This is a genomic window from Kitasatospora sp. NPDC090308 (assembly GCF_044769485.1).
In the GTDB taxonomy this organism is placed as follows: Bacteria; Actinomycetota; Actinomycetes; order Streptomycetales; family Streptomycetaceae; genus Kitasatospora; species Kitasatospora fiedleri.
This window is the reverse complement of record NZ_JBIVXY010000001.1, coordinates 210,935-230,195: the sequence shown is the minus strand read 5'-3', so window position 1 is coordinate 230,195 and position 19,261 is coordinate 210,935. Positions and strand designations below refer to the sequence as shown.

General features: G+C 73.5%; 17 protein-coding genes and 1 pseudogene. 6 read left to right on the top strand and 12 right to left on the bottom strand.

Annotated features, from left to right (window positions below):
• The first annotated feature begins 24 nt into the window (after window positions 1-24).
• Window positions 25-546, top strand: coding sequence for a hypothetical protein (locus ACIQVD_RS01005; RefSeq protein ID WP_402285131.1), 522 nt, complete (start codon window positions 25-27; stop codon window positions 544-546).
• A 143-nt stretch (window positions 547-689) separates the two neighbouring features.
• On the opposite strand, the pseudogene ACIQVD_RS01000 reads toward ACIQVD_RS01005, so the two are convergent.
• From ACIQVD_RS01000 to ACIQVD_RS00955, 10 genes and pseudogenes are all read right to left on the bottom strand, one after another.
• Window positions 690-1,388, bottom strand: a pseudogene (locus ACIQVD_RS01000) (sirohydrochlorin chelatase); the annotation flags it as partial.
• A gap of 160 nt (window positions 1,389-1,548) precedes the next feature.
• Window positions 1,549-2,454 (bottom strand): ABC transporter permease, encoded by a 906-nt coding sequence (locus tag ACIQVD_RS00995; protein WP_282205390.1) that lies wholly within the window; start codon window positions 2,452-2,454, stop codon window positions 1,549-1,551.
• Window positions 2,441-3,244: an ABC transporter ATP-binding protein gene (locus ACIQVD_RS00990; protein ID WP_370447582.1), complete on the bottom strand. Its 804-nt coding sequence runs from the start codon at window positions 3,242-3,244 to the stop codon at window positions 2,441-2,443. The genes ACIQVD_RS00995 and ACIQVD_RS00990 overlap by 14 nt, the downstream gene beginning before the upstream one ends.
• 128 nt (window positions 3,245-3,372) lie before the next feature.
• Window positions 3,373-4,515 (bottom strand): aliphatic sulfonate ABC transporter substrate-binding protein, encoded by a 1,143-nt coding sequence (locus ACIQVD_RS00985; RefSeq protein ID WP_400688204.1) that lies wholly within the window; start codon window positions 4,513-4,515, stop codon window positions 3,373-3,375.
• Window positions 4,516-4,758: 243 nt separating this feature from the next.
• Window positions 4,759-6,069, bottom strand: coding sequence for a sulfate adenylyltransferase subunit 1 (locus ACIQVD_RS00980; protein ID WP_402285128.1), 1,311 nt, complete (start codon window positions 6,067-6,069; stop codon window positions 4,759-4,761).
• A 2-nt stretch (window positions 6,070-6,071) separates the two neighbouring features.
• Entirely contained in the window at window positions 6,072-7,010 is a 939-nt protein-coding gene (cysD, locus tag ACIQVD_RS00975) for a sulfate adenylyltransferase subunit CysD (protein ID WP_400688200.1), read from the bottom strand.
• A complete protein-coding gene (cysC, locus tag ACIQVD_RS00970) occupies window positions 7,007-7,573 on the bottom strand; it encodes an adenylyl-sulfate kinase (RefSeq protein WP_400688198.1) in 567 nt (188 codons plus the stop codon). Before cysC ends, cysD begins: the two co-directional genes overlap by 4 nt.
• Before the next feature lie 53 nt (window positions 7,574-7,626).
• Window positions 7,627-8,328 carry a phosphoadenylyl-sulfate reductase gene (locus ACIQVD_RS00965; RefSeq protein ID WP_400688196.1) on the bottom strand — a complete coding sequence of 234 codons (702 nt, stop codon included), beginning with the start codon at window positions 8,326-8,328 and terminating at the stop codon, window positions 7,627-7,629.
• 233 nt (window positions 8,329-8,561) lie between these two features.
• Window positions 8,562-10,286: a nitrite/sulfite reductase gene (locus tag ACIQVD_RS00960; RefSeq protein WP_400688193.1), complete on the bottom strand. Its 1,725-nt coding sequence runs from the start codon at window positions 10,284-10,286 to the stop codon at window positions 8,562-8,564.
• 181 nt (window positions 10,287-10,467) lie between these two features.
• On the bottom strand, window positions 10,468-10,551 hold the full coding sequence (locus ACIQVD_RS00955; protein ID WP_318264789.1) for a putative leader peptide: 84 nt from the start codon (window positions 10,549-10,551) through the stop codon (window positions 10,468-10,470).
• 281 nt (window positions 10,552-10,832) lie between these two features.
• Between ACIQVD_RS00955 and ACIQVD_RS00950 the strand changes: the two genes are divergently transcribed.
• Entirely contained in the window at window positions 10,833-12,047 is a 1,215-nt protein-coding gene (locus ACIQVD_RS00950) for a YihY/virulence factor BrkB family protein (protein ID WP_402285125.1), read from the top strand.
• Between the two features lie 17 nt (window positions 12,048-12,064).
• On the opposite strand, the gene ACIQVD_RS00945 is transcribed toward ACIQVD_RS00950, so the two are convergent.
• The gene (locus ACIQVD_RS00945; protein ID WP_402285124.1) at window positions 12,065-12,550 is read right to left on the bottom strand and encodes a hypothetical protein; all 486 of its coding nucleotides are present in this window, start codon (window positions 12,548-12,550) and stop codon (window positions 12,065-12,067) included.
• Window positions 12,541-13,830: a hypothetical protein gene (locus tag ACIQVD_RS00940; RefSeq protein ID WP_402285122.1), complete on the bottom strand. Its 1,290-nt coding sequence runs from the start codon at window positions 13,828-13,830 to the stop codon at window positions 12,541-12,543. The genes ACIQVD_RS00945 and ACIQVD_RS00940 overlap by 10 nt, the downstream gene beginning before the upstream one ends.
• A gap of 455 nt (window positions 13,831-14,285) precedes the next feature.
• On the opposite strand from ACIQVD_RS00940, the gene rsgA reads away from it, so the two are divergent.
• The 4 genes from rsgA (at window position 14,286) to ACIQVD_RS00920 (ending at window position 19,233) form a co-directional block, all read left to right on the top strand.
• Window positions 14,286-15,410, top strand: coding sequence for a ribosome small subunit-dependent GTPase A (gene rsgA / locus ACIQVD_RS00935; RefSeq protein ID WP_400688605.1), 1,125 nt, complete (start codon window positions 14,286-14,288; stop codon window positions 15,408-15,410).
• Between the two features lie 43 nt (window positions 15,411-15,453).
• Complete coding sequence (locus tag ACIQVD_RS00930; RefSeq protein ID WP_402285120.1) at window positions 15,454-17,049, top strand: AlkA N-terminal domain-containing protein; 1,596 nt, start codon at window positions 15,454-15,456, stop codon at window positions 17,047-17,049.
• Complete coding sequence (locus ACIQVD_RS00925) at window positions 17,046-17,612, top strand: methylated-DNA--[protein]-cysteine S-methyltransferase (protein ID WP_402285118.1); 567 nt, start codon at window positions 17,046-17,048, stop codon at window positions 17,610-17,612. Before ACIQVD_RS00930 ends, ACIQVD_RS00925 begins: the two co-directional genes overlap by 4 nt.
• A 289-nt stretch (window positions 17,613-17,901) precedes the next feature.
• Window positions 17,902-19,233 (top strand): BTAD domain-containing putative transcriptional regulator, encoded by a 1,332-nt coding sequence (locus tag ACIQVD_RS00920; protein WP_402285116.1) that lies wholly within the window; start codon window positions 17,902-17,904, stop codon window positions 19,231-19,233.
• The last annotated feature ends 28 nt before the right edge of the window (window positions 19,234-19,261 follow it).

Below are 19,261 nucleotides of genomic sequence, written 5' to 3'. Positions count from 1 at the left end.
TCCAAGTTCACGGTGGTCCCAGCCGTGGCAGCCCTCGCCCTCCTGGCGTCATCCTGCGTCGACAACCGGAATGCCCCGGCGCCTCCGGTCGTCCAAGTCACGGCAGCCGACCTCGAAGGAACCTGGACTGGCTGGGGCGGTAGCAACGTCACACTCAAGCCCGCCGGGGCCGCGCAGGTGGTGCAGCTAGACGGTCAGGAGTTCAGGTTCGACGACAACTGGCGGATGACCGGCTCGGGAAACTGGGAACTCCACGAACCCGGGCACTACCAGGGCGGAAACACCGTGGGCCGAGGTTACGTCGTCCACCTGACCGTCACCGCTGAACCCGACCGGGGCACACCGGGAGGGACGACACCGGCGCCCACCGGCATCCCGGAACAGGAAGCGGCCGACCGGACCGCACCCGCACCGGCCCTGGGCACCTGGGACATGGGCGTCACCCGGGATCACGAAGGCCGGACCATCCTGTACTTCCTCACCTCCGACCCCGACAACCGGGATACCTACTCCCTGTCGAGGAAGCAGCCGCAGGGCGGTTCCTGACCGGCCCGCGCGCTCCCACCCCCGCCGTTCGCACCCGTGACGGCTGCCGAGCCGTTCGAGCGCATCGGCAGGAACCCGCGTCTCCTCCGGGAGCGGGACAGCAGGGCGTCAGGCGGTGCGGGCGGCGGGGGAGTTCGCGGCGGACGCGGCCCGGACGCGGCCCGGGCGTGGCGGGCCAGGATCAGGCGGGCGAGTTCCGGGGCGGGGCCGAGGACCGGGGCGAGGTGGTCGGCGTGGTGGGTGGTGGCGGCGGTGGCGATCCGGTCGGGGAGGAGGCCGGGGGCGAGGAGGTAGGGGGCGACGGCGGTGGTGCGGACGGCCGGGGTGGCGCGCAGGGCGGTGAGGGCGTCGGCGACGGTGGGCGGGGCCGCGGAGGCGTGGGCGGTGGTGACGGCGGCCCAGCCGCGGGTGCGGCGCCACTCGGCGGCCACGGCGCGGGTGGTGGCGTTGGCGGCCGGGTCGGAGGACCCGGCGGCGGCCAGCACGACGCCGGTGCGGGCCCGGACGGCCGGGTCGGCGACGTCCAGGCCGGTCTCGGCGAGGCGGCGGTCCAGGGCGTCCAGCAGCAGCGGGGAGGGCCCGAGGACGTCCGCGACCGGGATCGCCGAGTCGGCGGCGCGCAGGGCGGCCGGGATGTCGTGCTTGGCGTGGAAGGCCCGGTTGAGGAGCAGCGGGACGGCGATCGCGTCGGTCAGGCGCGGGGCGACCTGGGCGATGCGGGGGGCGCAGTGGTCCAGGTACGCGGTGGTGACGGGCAGGTGCGGGGCCAGGGCGCGGACGGCGTCGGCCAGGGCCTCGACGGTCGCGGCGTGGCGCGGGTCGCGGGAGCCGTGCGCGAGCAGGAGGAGGGGCGGGACGGCGGCGCGCGGCGGGGCGGGCGTACGGCGCGCGGGGGCGGTCGCGGTGCCCGGCTGCGGGAGGTGCCCTGCCGCCGCGCGCAGCTCCCCGCGCCCCTGGCGGGGCGCGGGGGCGGTGGTGGCGGTGGTGCGCGGGGTCACGGGATCAGCGGGAGTTGACGAGCAGGCCGCGGCTGCGCAGGACGCGGCGTTCGAGGGGGGAGAAGAAGAGGAGGTCGATGGCGACGCCGACGAACAGGATCAGCAGGATGCCGAGCAGCACGCCGGACATGTTGGAGAACTCGCGCTGGTTCTCCAGGTAGCGGCCCAGGCCGAGGCCCAGGTCGGGGGAGGAGGCGATGAGTTCGGCGGCCATCAGCGAGCGCCAGGAGAACGCCCAGCCCTGCTTGAGGCCGGCCAGGTAGCCGGGCAGCGCGGCGGGGAGCAGGATGTGGCGGGCGCCGCGCAGGCCGGTCGCGCCGAGGGTCTGGCCGGCCCGCAGGTAGATCGGCGGGACCTGGTCGATGCCGCTGATCAGGCCGTTGGCGATGGACGGGACGGCGCCGAGCAGGATGACGGCGTACATCGCGGAGTTGGTGATGCCGAGCCAGATGATGCCGGCGGGCACCCAGGCCACCGAGGGCAGCGACTGCAGGCCGGAGAGCACCGGGCCGAGCGCGGCGCGCACCGGCTTGATCCGGGCGACGACCAGGCCGATCGGGGTGCCGATCACGACGGACAGGGCGAAGCCGGACAGGCCGCGCCACACGCTGGTCCAGATGATCGAGAGCAGCGTGCCGCCGTACCAGAGCTCGGTGAGCGAGTCCCAGACGTCGGCGGGGCTGGGGAGCTTGTCGGGGGTGGTGAGTTCCAGGCTGTAGGCGAGCTGCCAGACGACCAGGACCAGCACCACGCCGAGGACCGGCGGCAGGACCTTCCGGCGCAGCACCACCGAGAGCGGGGTGCGCTGCGCCTGGACGGTCTCCAGGGCGTCGAGTCCGGCCTCGACGCTGGCGCTGTCGGCGGGCTCGTCCTTGACCAGGGGGACGGCGGCGGTGTCAGTGCTGGACATGGCGGCGGATCTCCCCACGCAGTTCTTCGGTGATCTCGATGGACAGATCCGCGACCCCGGCCGACTCGATCCGGCGCGGCTGCGGCAGGTCGATGCGCCACTCCTTGGCGACCCGGCCCGGGCGGGAGGAGAGCAGCACGACGCGCTGGGCGAGGCGGACCGCCTCGCGGACGTTGTGGGTGACGAACAGGACGGCGAGCTGCTTCTCGGCCCAGATCCGGGTGATCTCGTCGTGCAGCACGTCGCGGGTGATGGCGTCGAGCGCGGCGAACGGCTCGTCCATCAGCAGCACCTGGGAGCCCTGGGCGAGCGAGCGGGCCAGGGCGACGCGCTGGCGCATGCCGCCGGAGAGCTCGTGCACGCGCTTCTTGTAGGAGCCGCCGAGGCGGACCAGCTCCAGCAGGCGCTCGGCCTCGGGGCGGCGCTCGGCCTTGGGGACGCCGGCCAGCCGCAGGGCGAGTTCGATGTTCCGCCCGGCGGTGAGCCAGGGGAACAGCGCGTGGTCCTGGAACATCAGGGCGGGCCGGCCGCCGGGCACCTCGATGGTGCCGGAGGTCGGCCGGTCCAGGCCCGCGACCAGGTTGAGCAGGGTGGACTTGCCGCAGCCGGAGGCGCCGAGCAGGGTGACGAACTCGCCGGGTGCGACGGTGAGGTTGATGTCCTCCAGCACCGGCGCGGCGGTGCCGGGGCGGCCGAAGGTCTTGTGCACGTGCGAGATCCGGACGGCGGTGTCGCCGTCCGGTCGGCCCGCGCCGGCGGCGTCGGGCGAGGTGGTCAGTGCCGTGGTCACGGGCACCTCCTGCGGGTGTGGTTCCGGGCAGGGCGGGGATCGGTGTCCGGGGTCCGGCCCCGCGCCCGCCCGGTGAGTGGGCATCGCTTGGGCGGGCGCGGGGCGCGGACCTCGGGGCCTGGGAGGACTTACTTGGTGCCCAGTCCGGCGTCGGCGACGGCGGGCTGGTTGTTCTCCTTCAGCACCTTGTTGAGCAGGGTCAGGTCGTAGATCCCGGCCAGGTTGGGCTTCTTGAGCAGCCCGGCGGTGACGGCGTGGTCGGCCTCGGCCTGCAGGGTGTTGGCCAGCGGGTCGTCGATGAAGTCGATGTCCTGCCACGCCGGGTCGAGGATCGAGGCGTCCAGCGCGTTGCCGGCGTCGGCCTTGATCTGGTCGTTGGCGACGGACTTGGCCTGGTCGGAGTTGGCCTTGATCCAGGCGTTGGTCTTCACCGAGCCGCGCAGCACGGCCTCCACCACGTCCGGGTGCTCCGTCAGGAACTTCTGCGAGACGATGATGTTGGTGATGACGAACTTCTTGTCCGGCCAGACGTCCTTCTCGTTGAGCAGGACCTTCGCGCCGAGGGTGACCAGCTTCGACGCGGTCGGCTCCGGCACCCACGCGCCGTCGATGGAGCCGGACTTGTACGCGTCGGGGGTGACCTTGTTGTCGGTGCGCAGCACCTTCACGTCGCCGTCGCCGGTCTGGGCGTCGACCTTGTAGCCCTTCTCGGCGAGGTAGTTGAGCAGCGCCACGTCCTGGGTGTTGCCGAGCTGCGGGGTGGCGATCTTCTTGCCCTTGAGGTCGTCCAGGGTCGGGATCTTCTCCGGGTTGACGACCAGCTTGACGCCGCCGGAGGCCGAACCGCTGATGATCTTCAGCGACTTGCCGCCGGACTGGGTGTAGCCGTTGATCGACGGGGAGGGGCCGATCCAGCCGATGTCGATCGAACCGGCGTTCAGCGCCTCGATCTCGGCCGGACCCGCGTTGAACACCTGGGTCTTGATCTGGGTGCCGCCCAGCTCCTGCTGGAAGATGCCCTGCTTGAGGCCGACCAGCGCGGTGCCGTGGGTCAGGTTGGCGAAGTAGCCGATCTTCACGGTGTCCGCGGAGAGCTTCGTGCCCGAGGCGGCCGGCTTGGCGGACGCCTTGTCGTCGCTCTTGGAGCCGTACGAGCAGGCCGACAGCAGGCCGGCGGTGGTCAGCACGGCGACGGTCGCCACGGCGGCGCGTCTGATCCGGCCCGCGCGGGGGCGTGCGGAGGTATGGGTGGACTCGGTGCTCGGTGCCATGAGAGGTGTTCCGTTCGAGAAGAAGGAAGGTGTCGCGTACGGGATGTGCCTGACGTGCTGCCGGGGCCGGGCCGCCCCCGCCGTACCCGCTGTGGGAGGGAACGGCGGCTGCGGGCCCGGTGACAGGGGCTCAGCGCCCCTGCCAGCCCCCACATCGCGTCAGGCCGCCCTGGCCGCTGCCGAGGACGCCGCTGCCGATGCGGCCGCCTTCCTTGTCCATGCCCGAGAACGCCTCGCTGGGCATCAGACCCAGTCCTCCTCTGTGGAAGCGTCGGTGATGCTGACGGTGTCGAACGCCTCGCCCGCCATGCCGGCGGTGAGGGTGGTGCCGTCGGCCGGGTCGATCAGGATGAACGAGCCGGTGCGGCGGTTGTCGGTGTAGTCGTCGAGGGCCAGGGGTTCGGCGGTGCGCAGCACCACGTGGCCGATGTCGTTGACGTTCAGCCCCTCGGCGCCGGAGCGCTGTTCGAGGGTGTCGATGTCGATCCGGTACGAGATCTCCTTGACGAGGGCGCGCACGGTGCGCGTGGTGTGCTTGAGCAGCACCTTCGCGCCGATGTGCAGCGGACGCTCGTTCAGGTGGCAGACGGTGGCCTCGACGTCCTGGGTGGGGGCGGGGGCGGGGCCGGCCGCGATCAGGTCGCCGCGGGAGATGTCGAGGTCGTCGGCGAGGCGGACGGTCACGGACTGGGGGGCCCAGGCAGTCTCGGTGGACGTGCCGAGCGCGTCGATGGCGGTGATGGTGGTGGTGTGGCCGGAGGGCTGGACCGTCACCGGGTCGCCGACGCGTAGGACGCCGGAGGCGAGTTGGCCCGCGTAGCCGCGGTAGTCGTGGAACTCCTCGCTCTGCGGCCGGATCACGTACTGGACGGGGAAGCGGGCGGGTTCGACGCCCGGGTCGGTGCCCACGGGCACGGTCTCCAGGTGCTCCAGCAGGGTCGGGCCGGCGTACCAGTCCATGTGGGCGGAGGGCTCGACCACGTTGTCCCCGGCCAGCGCCGAGATCGGCACCGCCACGACGTCCTTGACCCCGAGCGAGGCCGCGTACGCGGTGAACTCCTCGGCGATGGCGGCGAACACCGGCTCCGCGTAGTCGACCAGGTCCATCTTGTTGACCGCGAGGACGACGTGCGGGACGCGCAGCAGGGCGGCGACGGCGGCGTGGCGGCGGGTCTGCTCGACCACGCCGTTGCGGGCGTCGACGAGGACGACGGCGAGTTCGGCGGTGGAGGCGCCGGTGACCATGTTGCGGGTGTACTGCACGTGGCCCGGGGTGTCGGCGAGGATGAACCGGCGGCGGGCGGTGGCGAAGTAGCGGTAGGCGACGTCGATGGTGATGCCCTGCTCGCGTTCGGCGCGCAGGCCGTCGGTGAGCAGCGCCAGGTCGGGGGTGTCCTGGCCGCGGCGGCGCGAGGCGTGTTCGACGGCCTCCAGCTGGTCGGCGAGAACGGACTTGGAGTCGTGCAGGAGGCGGCCGACCAGGGTGGACTTGCCGTCGTCCACGCTCCCGGCGGTGGCGAAGCGCAGCAGCGAGGCGGCGGTCTGTGTCGTCATGGTTAGAAGTACCCCTCGCGCTTGCGGTCTTCCATGGCGGCTTCGGACATCTTGTCGTCGGCGCGCGTGGCCCCTCGTTCGGTGAGGCGGGAGGCGGCGATCTCGGTGATGACGGCGTCGATGGTGTCGGCGTCGGAGTCGACCGCGCCGGTGCAGGACATGTCGCCGACCGTGCGGTAGCGCACCAGGCGGGTCTCGACCGGCTCGTTGTCCTTGGGGCCGCCCCACTGGCCGGCGGTCAGCCACATGCCGTCGCGCCGGAACACCTCGCGCTCGTGGGCGTAGTAGATCTCCGGGAGTTCGATGCCCTCGCGTTCGATGTACTGCCACACGTCGAGTTCGGTCCAGTTGGAGAGCGGGAAGACCCGGACGTGTTCGCCGACCGCGTGGCGGCCGTTGTAGAGGGACCACAGTTCGGGGCGCTGGCGGCGCGGGTCCCAGGCGCCGAACTCGTCGCGCAGGGAGAAGACGCGTTCCTTGGCGCGGGCCTTCTCCTCGTCGCGGCGGCCGCCGCCGAAGACGGCGTCGAACTTGTTGGACTCGATGCCGTCCAGGAGGGGGACGGTCTGCAGCGGGTTGCGCAGCCCGTCGGGGCGCTCGCGCAGTACGCCGCGGTCGATGAAGTCCTGGACGGAGGCGACGTGCAGGCGCAGGTGGTGCTCGGCGACGGTGCGGTCGCGGTACGCCAGGACCTCGGGGAAGTTGTGGCCGGTGTCGACGTGCAGCAGGGCGAAGGGCACCGGCGCGGGGGCGAACGCCTTCAGCGCCAAATGCAGCATCACGATGGAGTCCTTGCCGCCGGAGAACAGGATCACCGGCCGCTCGAACTCGCCCGCCACCTCGCGGAAGATGTGCACCGACTCCGCCTCCAGGGCGTCCAGGTGCGACAGCGCGTAGGGGCTGTCCTCGGCCTGGACCGGGCGCTGCGTGGTGACGGTCATGCCAGTCCCCTCTCGGTCAGGAAGGCGTGCAGTTCGGCCGCGGACTCGGCCACCGTCCGGCCCTGCGTCTGGAGGCGCAGTTCGGGCTTCTCGGGGGCCTCGTACGGGTCGTCGACCCCGGTCAGTCCGGAGATCTCCCCGGCGGCCTGCTTGGCGTAGAGGCCCTTGACGTCCCGCTCGGAGCAGAGCTCGACGGGGGTGGCGACGTGGATCTCCAGGAACTCGGTGCCGTGGGCGGTGTGCCGTTCGCGCACCGCGTCGCGGGCGTCGGCGAACGGGGCGATCACCGGGGCGAGCACCTTGACGCCGTTGGCGGCGAGCTTCTGGGCGACGAAGCCGATCCGGGTGACGTTGGTGTGCCGGTCCTCGCGGGTGAACCCGAGGCCTTTGGAGAGGAACTCGCGGATCTCGTCACCGTCCAGCACCTCGACCCGGTGCCCCTCGGCCCGCAGCCGCTCGGCCAGCGCGCACGCGAGGGTGGTCTTGCCCGCACTGGGCAGGCCGGTCAGCCACACGGTGGCGCCGCGCTCGCGGCCCGGGGCCAGAGTCTCGGCGGTGGTCACGGTGGTCACTCCTGACGGTCGGTAACGGTGGTTCACGTACGGGGGAGGCGGGTTCAGAGGTGGATGCCGCACTCGGTCTTGCCGGAGCCCGCCCAGCGGCCGGCCCGGCCCTCCTCGCCCTCGCCGGGCTTGGCGGTGCAGGACAGCGGCGAGCAGCCGATCGAGGTGTAGCCCTCCCACAGCAGCGGGTTCAGCAGCACCCCGTTGGCCTGGACGTAGGCGTCCACGTCGTCCTGGGTCCAGCGGGCGATCGGGGCGATCTTCACCTTGCGGCGCTTGGCGTCCCAGGCCACCACGGGGGTGTTGGCGCGGGACGGCGACTCGTCGCGGCGCAGGCCGGTGGCCCAGGCGTCGTAGCCGCCCAGGCCGCGGTTGAGCGGCTCGACCTTGCGCAGCGCGCAGCACCGGTCCGGGTCGCGGTCGTGCAGGTGCGGCCCGTACTGGGCGTCCTGCTCGGCCACGGTGAGCTTCGGGGTCAGCGTGATCACGTTGACCCGCATGGTCGCGGCGACCGCGTCCCGGGTGCCGATGGTCTCCGGGAAGTGGTAGCCGGTGTCCAGGAAGACCACGTCCACGCCGGGCAGGACGGTGGAGGCGAGGTGGGCGACCACCGCGTCCTCCATCGAGGAGGTCACGCAGAAGCGCTTGCCGAAGGTGTCGGCGGCCCAGCGCAGGACCTCCTGCGCGGTGGCCTCCTCCAGCTCGCGGCCGGCCCGGAGGGCCATCGCCTCGTGGTCGTCAGTGGCGGTCGTCATGTCCGGTGCCCCCGTCGGTCGTTGGCAGCAGTCCGAGGAACTTCAACTGGAAGCCCCGACGGCACGCCCGGCATTCCCACGCGCCGTGACCGCTCTCGGACGGGCGCAGGTCCTCGTCCCCGCAGTACGGGCAGTAGAAGGGGGCGGCACGCTCGCTCATGCACCCACCCCGCTGCGCTCGGTGGTCGCTTCGCGAGGACGCGCGGGCTTTCCGGTCCGCTCGCTCCGCCCACTCACGACAGCTGCTCCTCGCTGGCCCGGACCGCCCACTGGGCGAACCGCTCGCCGTCCTGACGGTCCGCCTGGTAGCGGGTCAGCAGGCGCTCGACGTAGTCGGGCAGTTCGGCGCTGGTGACCTTCAGGCCGCGGATCTTGCGGCCGAAGCCGGCGTTCTCGAAGCCGAGCGCGCCGCCCAGGTGCACCTGGAAGCCCTCGACCTGCTCGCCGTTCCGGTCGGTGACCAGCTGACCCTTGAGGCCGATGTCGGCGGTCTGGATGCGGGCGCAGGCGTTCGGGCAGCCGTTGATGTTGATGCTCAGCGGCTCGTCGAACTCCGGCAGGCGGCGCTCCAGTTCGTCGATCAGGGACTGGCCGCGGCCCTTGGTCTCGACGATCGCCAGCTTGCAGTACTCGATGCCGGTGCAGGCCATCGTGCCGCGGCGGAAGGTGGACGGGGTGACCCGCAGGTCCAGCGCCTCCAGGCCGGCCACCAGCGAGGCGACCTTCTCCTCGGCGACGTCGAGGACGATCAGCTTCTGCTCGACGGTGGTGGCCAGGCGGCCGGAGCCGTGCTCGGCGGCCAGGTCGGCGACCTGGGTGAGCAGCTTGCCGTTGACCCGGCCGACCCGCGGGGCGAAGCCGACGTAGAAGTTGCCGTCCTTCTGCCGGTGCACGCCGACGTGGTCGCGCCAGCGGCCGCTGGGCTCCTGCGGGCCGGGGCCGTCGACGAGTTCGCGCTTCAGGTACTCGTCCTGGAGGACCCGGCGGAACTTCTCCGGGCCCCAGTCGGCGACCAGGAACTTCAACCGGGCGCGGGTGCGCAGGCGGCGGTAGCCGTAGTCGCGGAAGATGCCGATCACGCCGGCCCAGACGTCCGGGACCTCCTCCAGCGGCACCCACGCGCCGAGCCGGACGCCCAGCTTCGGGTTGGTGGACAGGCCGCCGCCGACCCACAGGTCGAAGCCCGGGCCGTGCTCGGGGTGGACCACGCCGACGAAGGCGACGTCGTTGATCTCGTGCACCACGTCCAGCAGCGGCGAGCCGGAGATCGCGGTCTTGAACTTGCGCGGCAGGTTGGAGAACTCCTTGCTGCCGATGTAGCGCCGGTTGATCTCGTCGATCGCCCAGCTGCCGTCGATGATCTCGTCCTCGGCGATGCCCGCGACGGGGGAGCCGATCACCACGCGCGGGCAGTCGCCGCACGCCTCGGTGGTGGAGAGGCCGACGGCCTCCAGCTTCTGCCAGATCGCCGGGACGTCCTCGATCCGCACCCAGTGGTACTGGACGTTCTGGCGGTCGGTCAGGTCGGCGGTGCCGCGGGCGTACTGCTCGGAGACCTCGCCGATCGCCTTCAGCTGGGCCGTGGTCAGCTGGCCGCCGTCGATGCGCACCCGCATCATGAAGTACTCGTCGTCCAGCTCGTGCGGCTCCAGCAGGGCGGTCTTGCCGCCGTCGATGCCCTGCTTGCGCTGGGTGTACAGGCCCCACCAGCGCATCCGGCCGCGCAGGTCGTTCGGGTCGATCGAGTCGAAGCCGCGCTGGGAGTAGATCGTCTCGATGCGTGTCCGCACGTTGAGACCGTCGTCGTCCTTCTTGAACTGCTCGTTGCCGTTGAGGGGCGTGAAGTGCCCCATGCCCCACTGGCCCTCGCCGCGGTGGCGGGTCACCTTGCGGGCGGCGGGGCGGGCCGCGGGCGCGGCGCCGTCCTGAGGCTCGACCGTTTCGGGAGTGCGGGCCATGGTGTCAGTCCTTTGAGCGGCTTGGCAGGTGCGGGGTGCTGCTGGCGGCCCCCGGACGCGGCCCGCTCCCACCTGCGGTGTCTCAGCAGGCGGCGGGAGAGGGTGACGCTGGCCGGGGCAGGGTCTTGCGCGCATCCGCGACGGCGGGGATGGCGCCGGTGCGCTGCGGCGTACGAGGGGCTCAGGTCACCGGACAGATGGCGCTGGACACGCGAAGGAGGTCGACGTGGAGTCGGCCAACTAGGGTGGTTCCGGCGCTAGACATGGCAAGAGATTCGCACGGCGAGCGACTCGCGGTCCACTAACGTCCGAATCCTGGACTCCATCGTTCCGCATGCTGGGACAGCGGCCGTTCCCGGCCGGTCCGTGCCCCCCGCGTGCCCTCCGTAGGCCCTCCGTGGACCCCTGCGCGTGTCCTCCAAGTCCCCTGCCGCCTCCCTGTTGTCCCCCGGTGTCCCCCTGCGTTCCTCCGCGTTCCCCCCGGCGGGCCGCCGGTTCCCGGCAGGGCCGCTCGGGCCGCGCGGCCGGGGCCGATACCGTAGGGGCGTGCAAGCAGCAGGCAGTACCCCCCACCCGGCCGGAGGACCCGGGCCGACCGGCGACCGGTCCTCCCGCCGACGCGGCGGACGGCGCCGCGCCGCGAAGCGCAGCACCTGGCACGGCACCGCGTTGGCGCTGGTGAAGGACACCACCAACACCTGCGTGGAGTACCGGGTCACCGGACTCGCGGCCGAGGCGGCTTTCTTCACCCTCCTCTCCATCCCGCCGCTGCTGCTCTGCCTGGCCGGCACCCTCGGCTACCTCGACGACATCCTCGGGGCCGGGACGATCGACAAGCTCAAGCAGGACATCGTCTCAGCAGCTGGGACGGTGCTCTCACCGAGCTCCATCGACGAGATCGTCCAACCCCTGCTGCGCGACGTGTTCGACAGCGCCCGACCGGACCTGATCTCGATCGGCTTCCTGCTCTCGCTCTGGTCCGGCTCCCGGGCGCTGTACATCTTCATCGACACCATCACCGTGATGTACGGCCTCGACGGCAAGCGCGGCCTGGTCAAGACCCGGCTGATGTCGCTCGGCCTCTACCTGGGCGCGCTGGTGATCGGCTCCCTGGTGCTGCCGCTGCTGGTGGCCGGGCCCGGGCTGCTGATCGGCACCTTCCAGAGCTGGGCCGGAGTGATCAACGGCCTGTACTGGCCCGCCGCGATCATCCTGCTGGTGCTCTCCCTCACCACCCTCTACCACGTGGCCGTCCCGGTCTCCACACCCTGGCGCGAGGACATCCCCGGCGCGCTGGTCGCCCTGCTGGTCCTGGTGGTCTGCAGCGTCGCGCTCCGGCTCTACCTGGTCAGCTCGGTCGAGGGCCACTCCGTCTACGGCTCGCTCGCCGCCCCGGTCGCCGTGCTGCTGTGGATCTTCGTGGTGGCGCTGGCCGTGCTCATCGGCGCCGCCATGAACGCCGCGATCGACCGCCGCTGGCCCACCGTCGAGACCGCCGACGCCCGCGCCGAGAACGAGCGGATCGCCGAGGACGTCGCCGTCCAGCGCGGCCGCGAGGCCGCCGCCCGCCGGGCCGTCGAACGCGCCGAACGGGCCCGCCAGTTCGGCCTCGCCGAGGGCCACGACGAGGACCTCTTCGACGAGGACGACGACGAGCCCGTCCCCAGTGAGTACCCGGAGCGCTGGGCCTCCTTCCTCCCGTACGGCGACATCCGGCGCCGGCTCGGCGGCGGCCGGCGCCGCCGGCGCTCCGGGCGGTGAGCGGGCGGCCGGGGCCGCTACCTGTCGGTGGCGCCGTTCTCGGTGCTGTGCGCGCTGCCGTGGGCGTCGCCGTGCGCGCTGTCGTGGGCGTCGCCGGGCGTGCTGCCGTGGGCGCCGTCGTGGGCCCGGGCGCGGACGGCCGACAGCAGGGCGTGCACCAGCGAACCGGCCAGCGCGGCCGGGTCGGCGGTTCCGGTTCCGGTGCTGGTGCCGTTGCCGGTGGTGCCCTCGGTGGTGCTCCCGGCGGCGGGCGGGCGGAGGGTCAGCGTCCCGCCGCGGAAGCGGACGTGCACCAGGCCGCCCGGGGCGCGCAGCGCCAGCACCGCGCAGCCCGGGTGCCGCCGCCACACCTCCTCGGCCGACCCGTCCGGGTGCTCGTCGTACAGGACGTCCGCCAGGTGCCGCACCCGGGCCGGTTCGTCGGTCCGGGCCGCCAGGTGCCGGTCGCACCAGGCCGGGACGCCCGGGCCGGCGTCGAGCCGGACCGTCACCGTCACTGCCACCGGCCGCCCCCGTTCCCCGGGGTGCCGCTGCTCCCGCCGCGGCTTCCGCCGCTGTTCCCGCCTCCGCCCGTGAACAGCGGCGCGGGCGGGGCGAGTACGGGCGCCGCGGCCGGGTGGGCCGGTTCGCCCAGGCCGAGCACCCGGTACAGCAACCGCCGGATCCGGGGCAGGAACGCGCCCGGTTCGGAGGAGATCCGGGCCCCGATCTCCGCGTACGCCTCCCGCCGGTAGACCCCGTCCGCGTACGCGAGCTGCCCGTCCAGCGGGTGCGCCGGGTCCAGCGCCGGGGCGGTGCGCGCCAGTTGGACGCCCGGCGAGTGCGGGTTGACGTCCCGGTGCGGGAACCGGGCCAGCAGGATCCGGGCCCCGGTGAGCGACGCGTACAGCGTCACCGAGCCGTGGTCGCCGATCACGTAGTCGGCGGCCACCAGCAGCGGACGCCAGTCGGTCTGCGGGGCGACCAGCGACACCGCGCCGCCCGACACCCCCTCCACCCAGCGGCGCACCTGCCAGCCGCCGTGCCCGGCCGACACGTTGGGGTGCACCACCAGCGCCGTCCGGAACCGTCCGGCGGGCAGTTCGCGCACCAGCCGGGGCAGCAGCGCGTCCAGGCCGCCGAACACCGAGTTCGGCCCCCAGGTCGAGCAGAGCAGCACCAGCCGTTCCCGCTCGCCCAGGCCCAGCGCCGCCCGGTACTCCGCCCGCCGGGGCAGCGCCGCGACGATCCGGTCGTGGTCCCCGTCGCCGACCACCTCCGCGATCGGCAGCACCTCCGGGCAGGAGCGCTCCAGCACCGCCAGGTCGTCCCGGTGCGCCAGCGCGTACGCCGCCGCGTTCGGGCGGCCCTCCCACAGCAGGTAGTCCCGGCCCAGACCGGAGACCTCCCGCGGGCCGTTGCCGTTGTTGCTGTCGCGCCGCTGTTCCCGGACGCCCGTCACCGAGCTCGCGGGCGGCAGCGCCCGGGCCAGCTTCAGGTGACCGGCCCCGTGCGGCAGCCGCACCAGCGGGCCGCGGACCTGCTCGATCCCCTTCGAACCCGCGGCCAGCACCAGGTCGAACTCGGTGGCCACCGCCTGCTCCCACGGCACCACCGTGCCGCCGAGCCCCGTCAGGAACGCCGCCAACCCCTCGTTGAACGCGTGCGGCGCGACGGTGAACACCACCTGCACCCGCAGGTCCGACGCCAGCAGCTCGCACACCTCGCGCAGCCGCTGCCAGTACACCGTTGTGTGCACGACCGCCAGCACCCGCTTGCGGTCGGGCAGAGTCGCCCAGGACATCGGGCCTCCCCCTCTCTTCCGGCCTCCCACCGGAACGGCGGGCACCGTGCGCCGCCGTCACGGGGAGGGATGTCCGGGCGCGGTGGCGGGACGGCTGGAGAACCCTTGCGCGGCTTGCGGAACCCTTGCGTCCGGGCTTTCCGCCAACTCCCCTTCGCAGTAGGCGAGTTGGGGTTTCGCGGAGGGGGTGGAAAATCGGTGGCGCGGGGGGCGGGCGGGTACTAGCGTGGCGTCCGCCGATCGAGCGCGCCCCAGGGCGGGGTGCGCGAGGCGCGTCCGGAGAGGAAGGAGGTGAGGACCGTGAGGCCCGTCCTCGCAGGTGCCTGCCACCGCGTCCAGAAGTCCAGCGAGTCCACCACCCCCCGGCCCCCGGCCCGCCGTCTCCCGGCGTCGCACCTCCGCTGACGCCCTCCGGCCGGGGCCGCCCGTTCCCCCGAAGGGTCCCGTTGATCACCGTGCAGGCCCCCGCCCGCCCCCTCCCCGTGCCCACTCCTCCTCCCGCGTCCTCCGTTCCCCCCGCGCACCCGCTCGCCGGGCTCGGCTGGACGGACGACCGGGCCGCCGCGTTCGCCCCGTTCGCCGCCGCCGGGCTGCTGCCCGGACGGATCGTCCGGATGGACCGCGGCAGCTGCGAAGTCCTGCTCGTCGACCCCGAGAACGGCGAGCCGGCCGTGCGCCGCGCCGCCACCCGTCCGGTCATGACGGCCGACACCGCGCACAACCCGTGCACCGGTGACTGGGTCGCGTTCGACCCGGCCGCCCGTCCCGCCCCCGCCCTCGCGGCGGTGCTGCCCCGCACCACCGCGATCATCCGCAAGGGCGCCCACAAGCGCTCCGAAGGCCAGGTCCTGGCCGCCAACGTCGACACCGTACTGATCGCCGTCTCGCTCGCCGCGGAACCCGATCCCGGCCGGATCGAGCGCCTGCTCGCCCTCGCCTGGGAGTCCGGGGCCGAACCGCTGATCGTCCTGACCAAGTCCGACCTGGTCCACGACGGCGACTTCGTCCGGGCGGACGTCGAGGCGATCGCACCCGGGGTCGCCGTCCTGACGGTCAGCGCCGAGACCGGCGAGGGGATGGACGGACTGCGGGCCCGGGCCACCGGCTCCTGCGCCCTGATCGGCCAGTCCGGCGCGGGCAAGTCCACCCTCACCAACGCACTCACCGGGACGTCGGCGATGACGGTCCAGCAGGTCCGCTCCGCCGACGAGAAGGGCCGGCACACCACCACCGCCCGCGAACTCGTCCCGCTCCCGTCCGGCGGCGCCGTCATCGACACCCCCGGCCTGCGCGGCGTCGGCCTCTTCGGCGGCGAGGGCATCGACCAAGCCTTCGCCGACATCAGCGCCATCGCCGCCGCATGCCGCTACAGCGACTGCTCCCACCGCACCGAACCCCGCTGCGCCGTCCGCGCCGCCCTCACCGACGGCACCCTCCCCGAGCGCCGCTGGGAGAGCTACCTCAAGCTCCAACGCGAGAACGACTTCATCGCCGCCCGCACCGACGCCCGCCTCCGCGCCGAACGCGCCCGCCACCGCAAGCACCTCACCAAGGCGGCCCGTTCCTACCCCAGGCCCTGACGACCCCAGGCCCCGGGCGCACCGCCCGGGGCCGCCCACGGCGATGTCCGATTCCCGCCAGTCGGTACTCCGGCGATCACGCAGACTGGAAGGCGTGATCGACGACGAGACCAGGTACCGGGCCGTGGACAGCCGGGACGCCCGCTTCGACGGGGTGTTCTTCACGGCGGTACGGACCACCGGCATCTACTGCCGTCCGAGCTGTCCGGCCACCACCCCCAAGCGCACCAACTGCACCTTCTACCCGACCGCGGCCGCCGCCCAGGGCGCGGGCTACCGGGCCTGCCGGCGCTGCCGGCCGGACTCGGTGCCCGGCTCGCCCGAGTGGAACCACCGGGCCGACCTGGTCGGCCGCGCCGTGCGGCTGATCGGGGACGGCGTGGTCGACCGGGAGGGCGTCGCCGGGCTGGCGTCCCGGCTCGGCTACAGCTCCCGGCAGCTCCAGCGGCAGCTGACCGCCGAACTCGGCGCGGGCCCGCTCGCGCTGGCCCGGGCGCAGCGCGCGCAGACCGCCCGCCTCCTCCTGCAGACCACCGAACTGCCGGTCACCGACGTGGCGTTCGCGGCCGGGTTCGCCTCCGTGCGGCAGTTCAACGACACCATCCGCGAGGTGTACGACCGCACCCCGTCCACGCTGCGCACCGAGCACGGCGGCCACCGCCGCACCCCGGCCGCGGGCGGCACGCTCGGCCTGCGGCTGGCCTACCGGGGCGCGATCGACACCGGCCACCTGCTCGACTTCCTCGGCCTGCGGGCCGTCCCGGGCGTCGAGGAGGTCGTCCCGGGTCCGCGCCCCGGCACCCGCAGCTACCGGCGCACCCTGGCCCTCCCGTACGGGCACGGCCTGGCCGAGGTGGACGGGCTCGCCCCCGGCGACCGGCCGGACCGGGGCTGGCTGGACTGCCGGCTGACCCTCACCGACCTGCGCGACCTGACCACGGCCGTGCACCGGCTGCGCGCCCTGTTCGACCTGGACGCCGACCCCGACGCGGTGGACGCCCGGCTCGCCGCCGACCCGCTGCTGGCCCCGCTGGCCGCCGCCCGGCCCGGGCTGCGCTCGCCCGGCCACGTCGACCCGCACGAGCTCGCCGTCCGGGCCGTGCTCGGCCAGCAGGTCACGGTGGCCGCCGCCCGCACCCTGGCCGGGCGGCTCGCCGAGCGGTACGGGACCCCGCTGCCGACCGCCGACGGCGGGCTGCGCCTGCTGTTCCCGACCGCAGCGGCGCTGGCCGCCGCCGACCCGGAGCACCTGGCGATGCCGAACGCCCGCCGCCGGGCCCTGCTCGGCCTGTGCGCGGCGCTCGCCGGCGGCACGGTCCGGCTCGACCCGGGCGTCGACCGCGAGCAGGCCGCCGCCGAGCTGCTCGCGCTGCCCGGCATCGGCCCGTGGACGGTCGGCTACCTGCGGATGCGCGCCCTCGCCGACCCGGACGTGTTCCTCCCCACCGACATCGGCGTCCGCGACGGCCTGCGCGCCCTCGGCGAGGCGGGCGACCCGCGCGCCGCCGCCGAACGCTCCGCCCGCTGGGCGCCCTGGCGCTCCTACGCCCTGCACCACCTGTGGTCGGCCGCGGCCGAACGCCACGCCGCCACTTCCCGTACCCGCGAGACCCGCGAGACCCCCAAGGACCAGCCATGACCACCGAACCCACCGCCGTGTTCACCCCCGCGCTCACCCCCGCGCTCACCCCCGCGCCAGCCACGGTGTTCACCACCATGGAGAGCCCGCTCGGGACACTGCTGCTCAGCGGCGTCCTCGGCCCCGACGGCGGCTGCGCGCTGTCCACCGTCACCGCCCCCGGCCAGAAGGGCGCGCTCGCCGCACCCGCCGCCCACTGGCGACCCGACGCCGAAGCCCTCGCCCCGGCCGTCGACCAGCTCACCGCCTACTTCGCCGGCGCGCGCACCTCCTTCGACCTGCCGCTGGCCCCCGTCGGCACCCCCTTCCGGCAGCGGATCTGGGACGCCTTGGACGACATCCCGTACGGCACCACCCTCACCTACGGCCAACTCGCCGACGTCGCGGGCCAGTCCCCGCGCGCGGTGCGCGCCGTCGGCGGCGCGGTCGGCGCCAACCCGCTGCTGATCATCCGCCCCTGCCACCGCGTGATGGGCGCCAACGGCAGCCTCACCGGCTTCGCCGCGGGCATCGACGCCAAGCGCTGGCTGCTGGCCCACGAGAGCGGCGACCGGCTGTTCTGACCCTCCGTCACCCCTCTTCCGCCTCACCACCGTTCGGCTCGGTCGGGGCCGGTGCGGCGAGTCGCCGGTACGCCTCGTGCGCGGCGGTGAACCGCATCCGGGCGGTGGCCGAGCGCCTCGATCGGATCGGCCGGGTCGCCTCACCACGTCGGTTCCCTCTGGCGGCGGCACCACGGCACCATGGAAACTCGCATTTCAGGAAACAGAACGGCGGCATGGCGGCAGATTCCCTCTCATGCCATGCTCGCCTCCTGCGCGTCCGGGGAACAGGCGACAGGGGGCACTTCTGGTGGAGATCCATCTTCTGGGAACCGTGGACCTGGCGGTTGACGGGGCACCGCTGACGATCCGTTCGCACAAGGTGCGAATACTGCTGGCCGGTCTGGCCCTGGATCTCGGAAAGCCGCTCTCGCCCGCGGTCCTCGCCCACCGCGTCTGGGACGGCGAGCCGCCGATCAGCGTCACGTCCACGCTGCAGAGCTACGTCTCCCGGTTGCGCGGTGTGCTCCGTGAAGCCGGCGCCGGGACCCGGGCGCGACCGGGCTCCCGGGTCGGGATCGTCTCCCAGGCCGGTACGTACACGCTGCGGGCGCGACCGGAACAGGTCGACTGGTACCACTTCCGCACCCTCGCGGGCCGGGCCCGCACCTTCGCCGACGCGGGCGAGGACCGCCGGGCCTGGGGCCTGCTGCGCGAGGCCGAGGAGGTCTGGCGGGGCGAACCGCTCGCCGGCCTGCCCGGTGAGTGGGCGCAGTCCATTCGTGTTCTCATGACCGACCGGAAACTGGCCGTGACCCTCACTCGGATCGAGGTCGAACTCCGCCTCGGCCGGTTCGCCGACACGGTAACGGAATTGATCGCGCTGGCCGCCGACCACCCGTGGAACGAGCGGGTCTCGGCGCTGCTGATGACCGCACTGTACGGCTGTGACCGGAGGGCCGAGGCGTTCGGCGTGTACCACGACGTCCGCAGGCGGCTGCGCGCGGACCTGGGGATCGGGCCCGGCGAGTCACTGAACCGGCTGAACGAGAAACTCCTGCACCAGGTGCCGGTCAGCGAGTTGGTGCCCCGACCGGCCGGCACCGCCACCGGGCCCACCCGGGCGGCGAGGGGGGCCACCCCGCCGGCCGGCGCTGCGCACCGCGCCGTCCGCCCGTCGTCGACGCTCCGAAACGCGCCCGAACTGGTCGGCAGAGATGAAGAGCCGACGGAGATCCTGGCCGCGGCGCGGAACTCCTCCCGTCCCGGTGGCGGCGGTCCCGACCCGCTGCCGGTGGTCGCCGTCTCCGGCATGGGGGGTGCCGGGAAGACCGGGCCGGCGCTGGCCTTGAGGATTCCCGAAGAGCACCGGAGAGCGTCCGAACTACTGAGAAAAGCCGTGCTCGCCTTCCAATCCCTCGGCAGCGTCCGGAACGAGATCGACGCCCGCACCGCAATCGGCCGGTTCCACCGCCTGTCCGGGGATTTCGTCGAGGCGCGACGGCAGTACTCCATCGCGGCCGGCCTGGCCCGGCGGATCGGCGCGGGGTGTGCGGAGGAAGCGGCCCGGGACGGCCTGAGTCGGGTGGAGACCATCATTCGTACCGCTGGCAGGAATCGGGGCAGTGGCGAGCGGGTGTGACGCGCTCTTCGGCGGCGGAGGCGGCGAT

Excerpts from the sequence above, each read along its gene's own strand:
- ACIQVD_RS00940 (WP_402285122.1), bottom strand. The coding sequence starts at position 13,830 with ATGTCCTGGGCGACTCTGCCCGACCGCAAGCGGGTGCTGGCGGTCGTG.
- ACIQVD_RS00925 (WP_402285118.1), top strand. The coding sequence starts at position 17,046 with ATGACCACCGAACCCACCGCCGTGTTCACCCCCGCGCTCACCCCCGCG.
- ACIQVD_RS00995 (WP_282205390.1), bottom strand. The coding sequence starts at position 2,454 with ATGTCCAGCACTGACACCGCCGCCGTCCCCCTGGTCAAGGACGAGCCC.
- ACIQVD_RS00930 (WP_402285120.1), top strand. The coding sequence starts at position 15,454 with ATGTCCGATTCCCGCCAGTCGGTACTCCGGCGATCACGCAGACTGGAA.
- ACIQVD_RS00965 (WP_400688196.1), bottom strand. The coding sequence starts at position 8,328 with ATGACGACCGCCACTGACGACCACGAGGCGATGGCCCTCCGGGCCGGC.
- ACIQVD_RS00985 (WP_400688204.1), bottom strand. The coding sequence starts at position 4,515 with ATGGCACCGAGCACCGAGTCCACCCATACCTCCGCACGCCCCCGCGCG.
- ACIQVD_RS00955 (WP_318264789.1), bottom strand. The coding sequence starts at position 10,551 with ATGTCTAGCGCCGGAACCACCCTAGTTGGCCGACTCCACGTCGACCTC.
- cysD (WP_400688200.1), bottom strand. The coding sequence starts at position 7,010 with ATGACCGTCACCACGCAGCGCCCGGTCCAGGCCGAGGACAGCCCCTAC.
- ACIQVD_RS00960 (WP_400688193.1), bottom strand. The coding sequence starts at position 10,286 with ATGGCCCGCACTCCCGAAACGGTCGAGCCTCAGGACGGCGCCGCGCCC.
- ACIQVD_RS00980 (WP_402285128.1), bottom strand. The coding sequence starts at position 6,069 with ATGACGACACAGACCGCCGCCTCGCTGCTGCGCTTCGCCACCGCCGGG.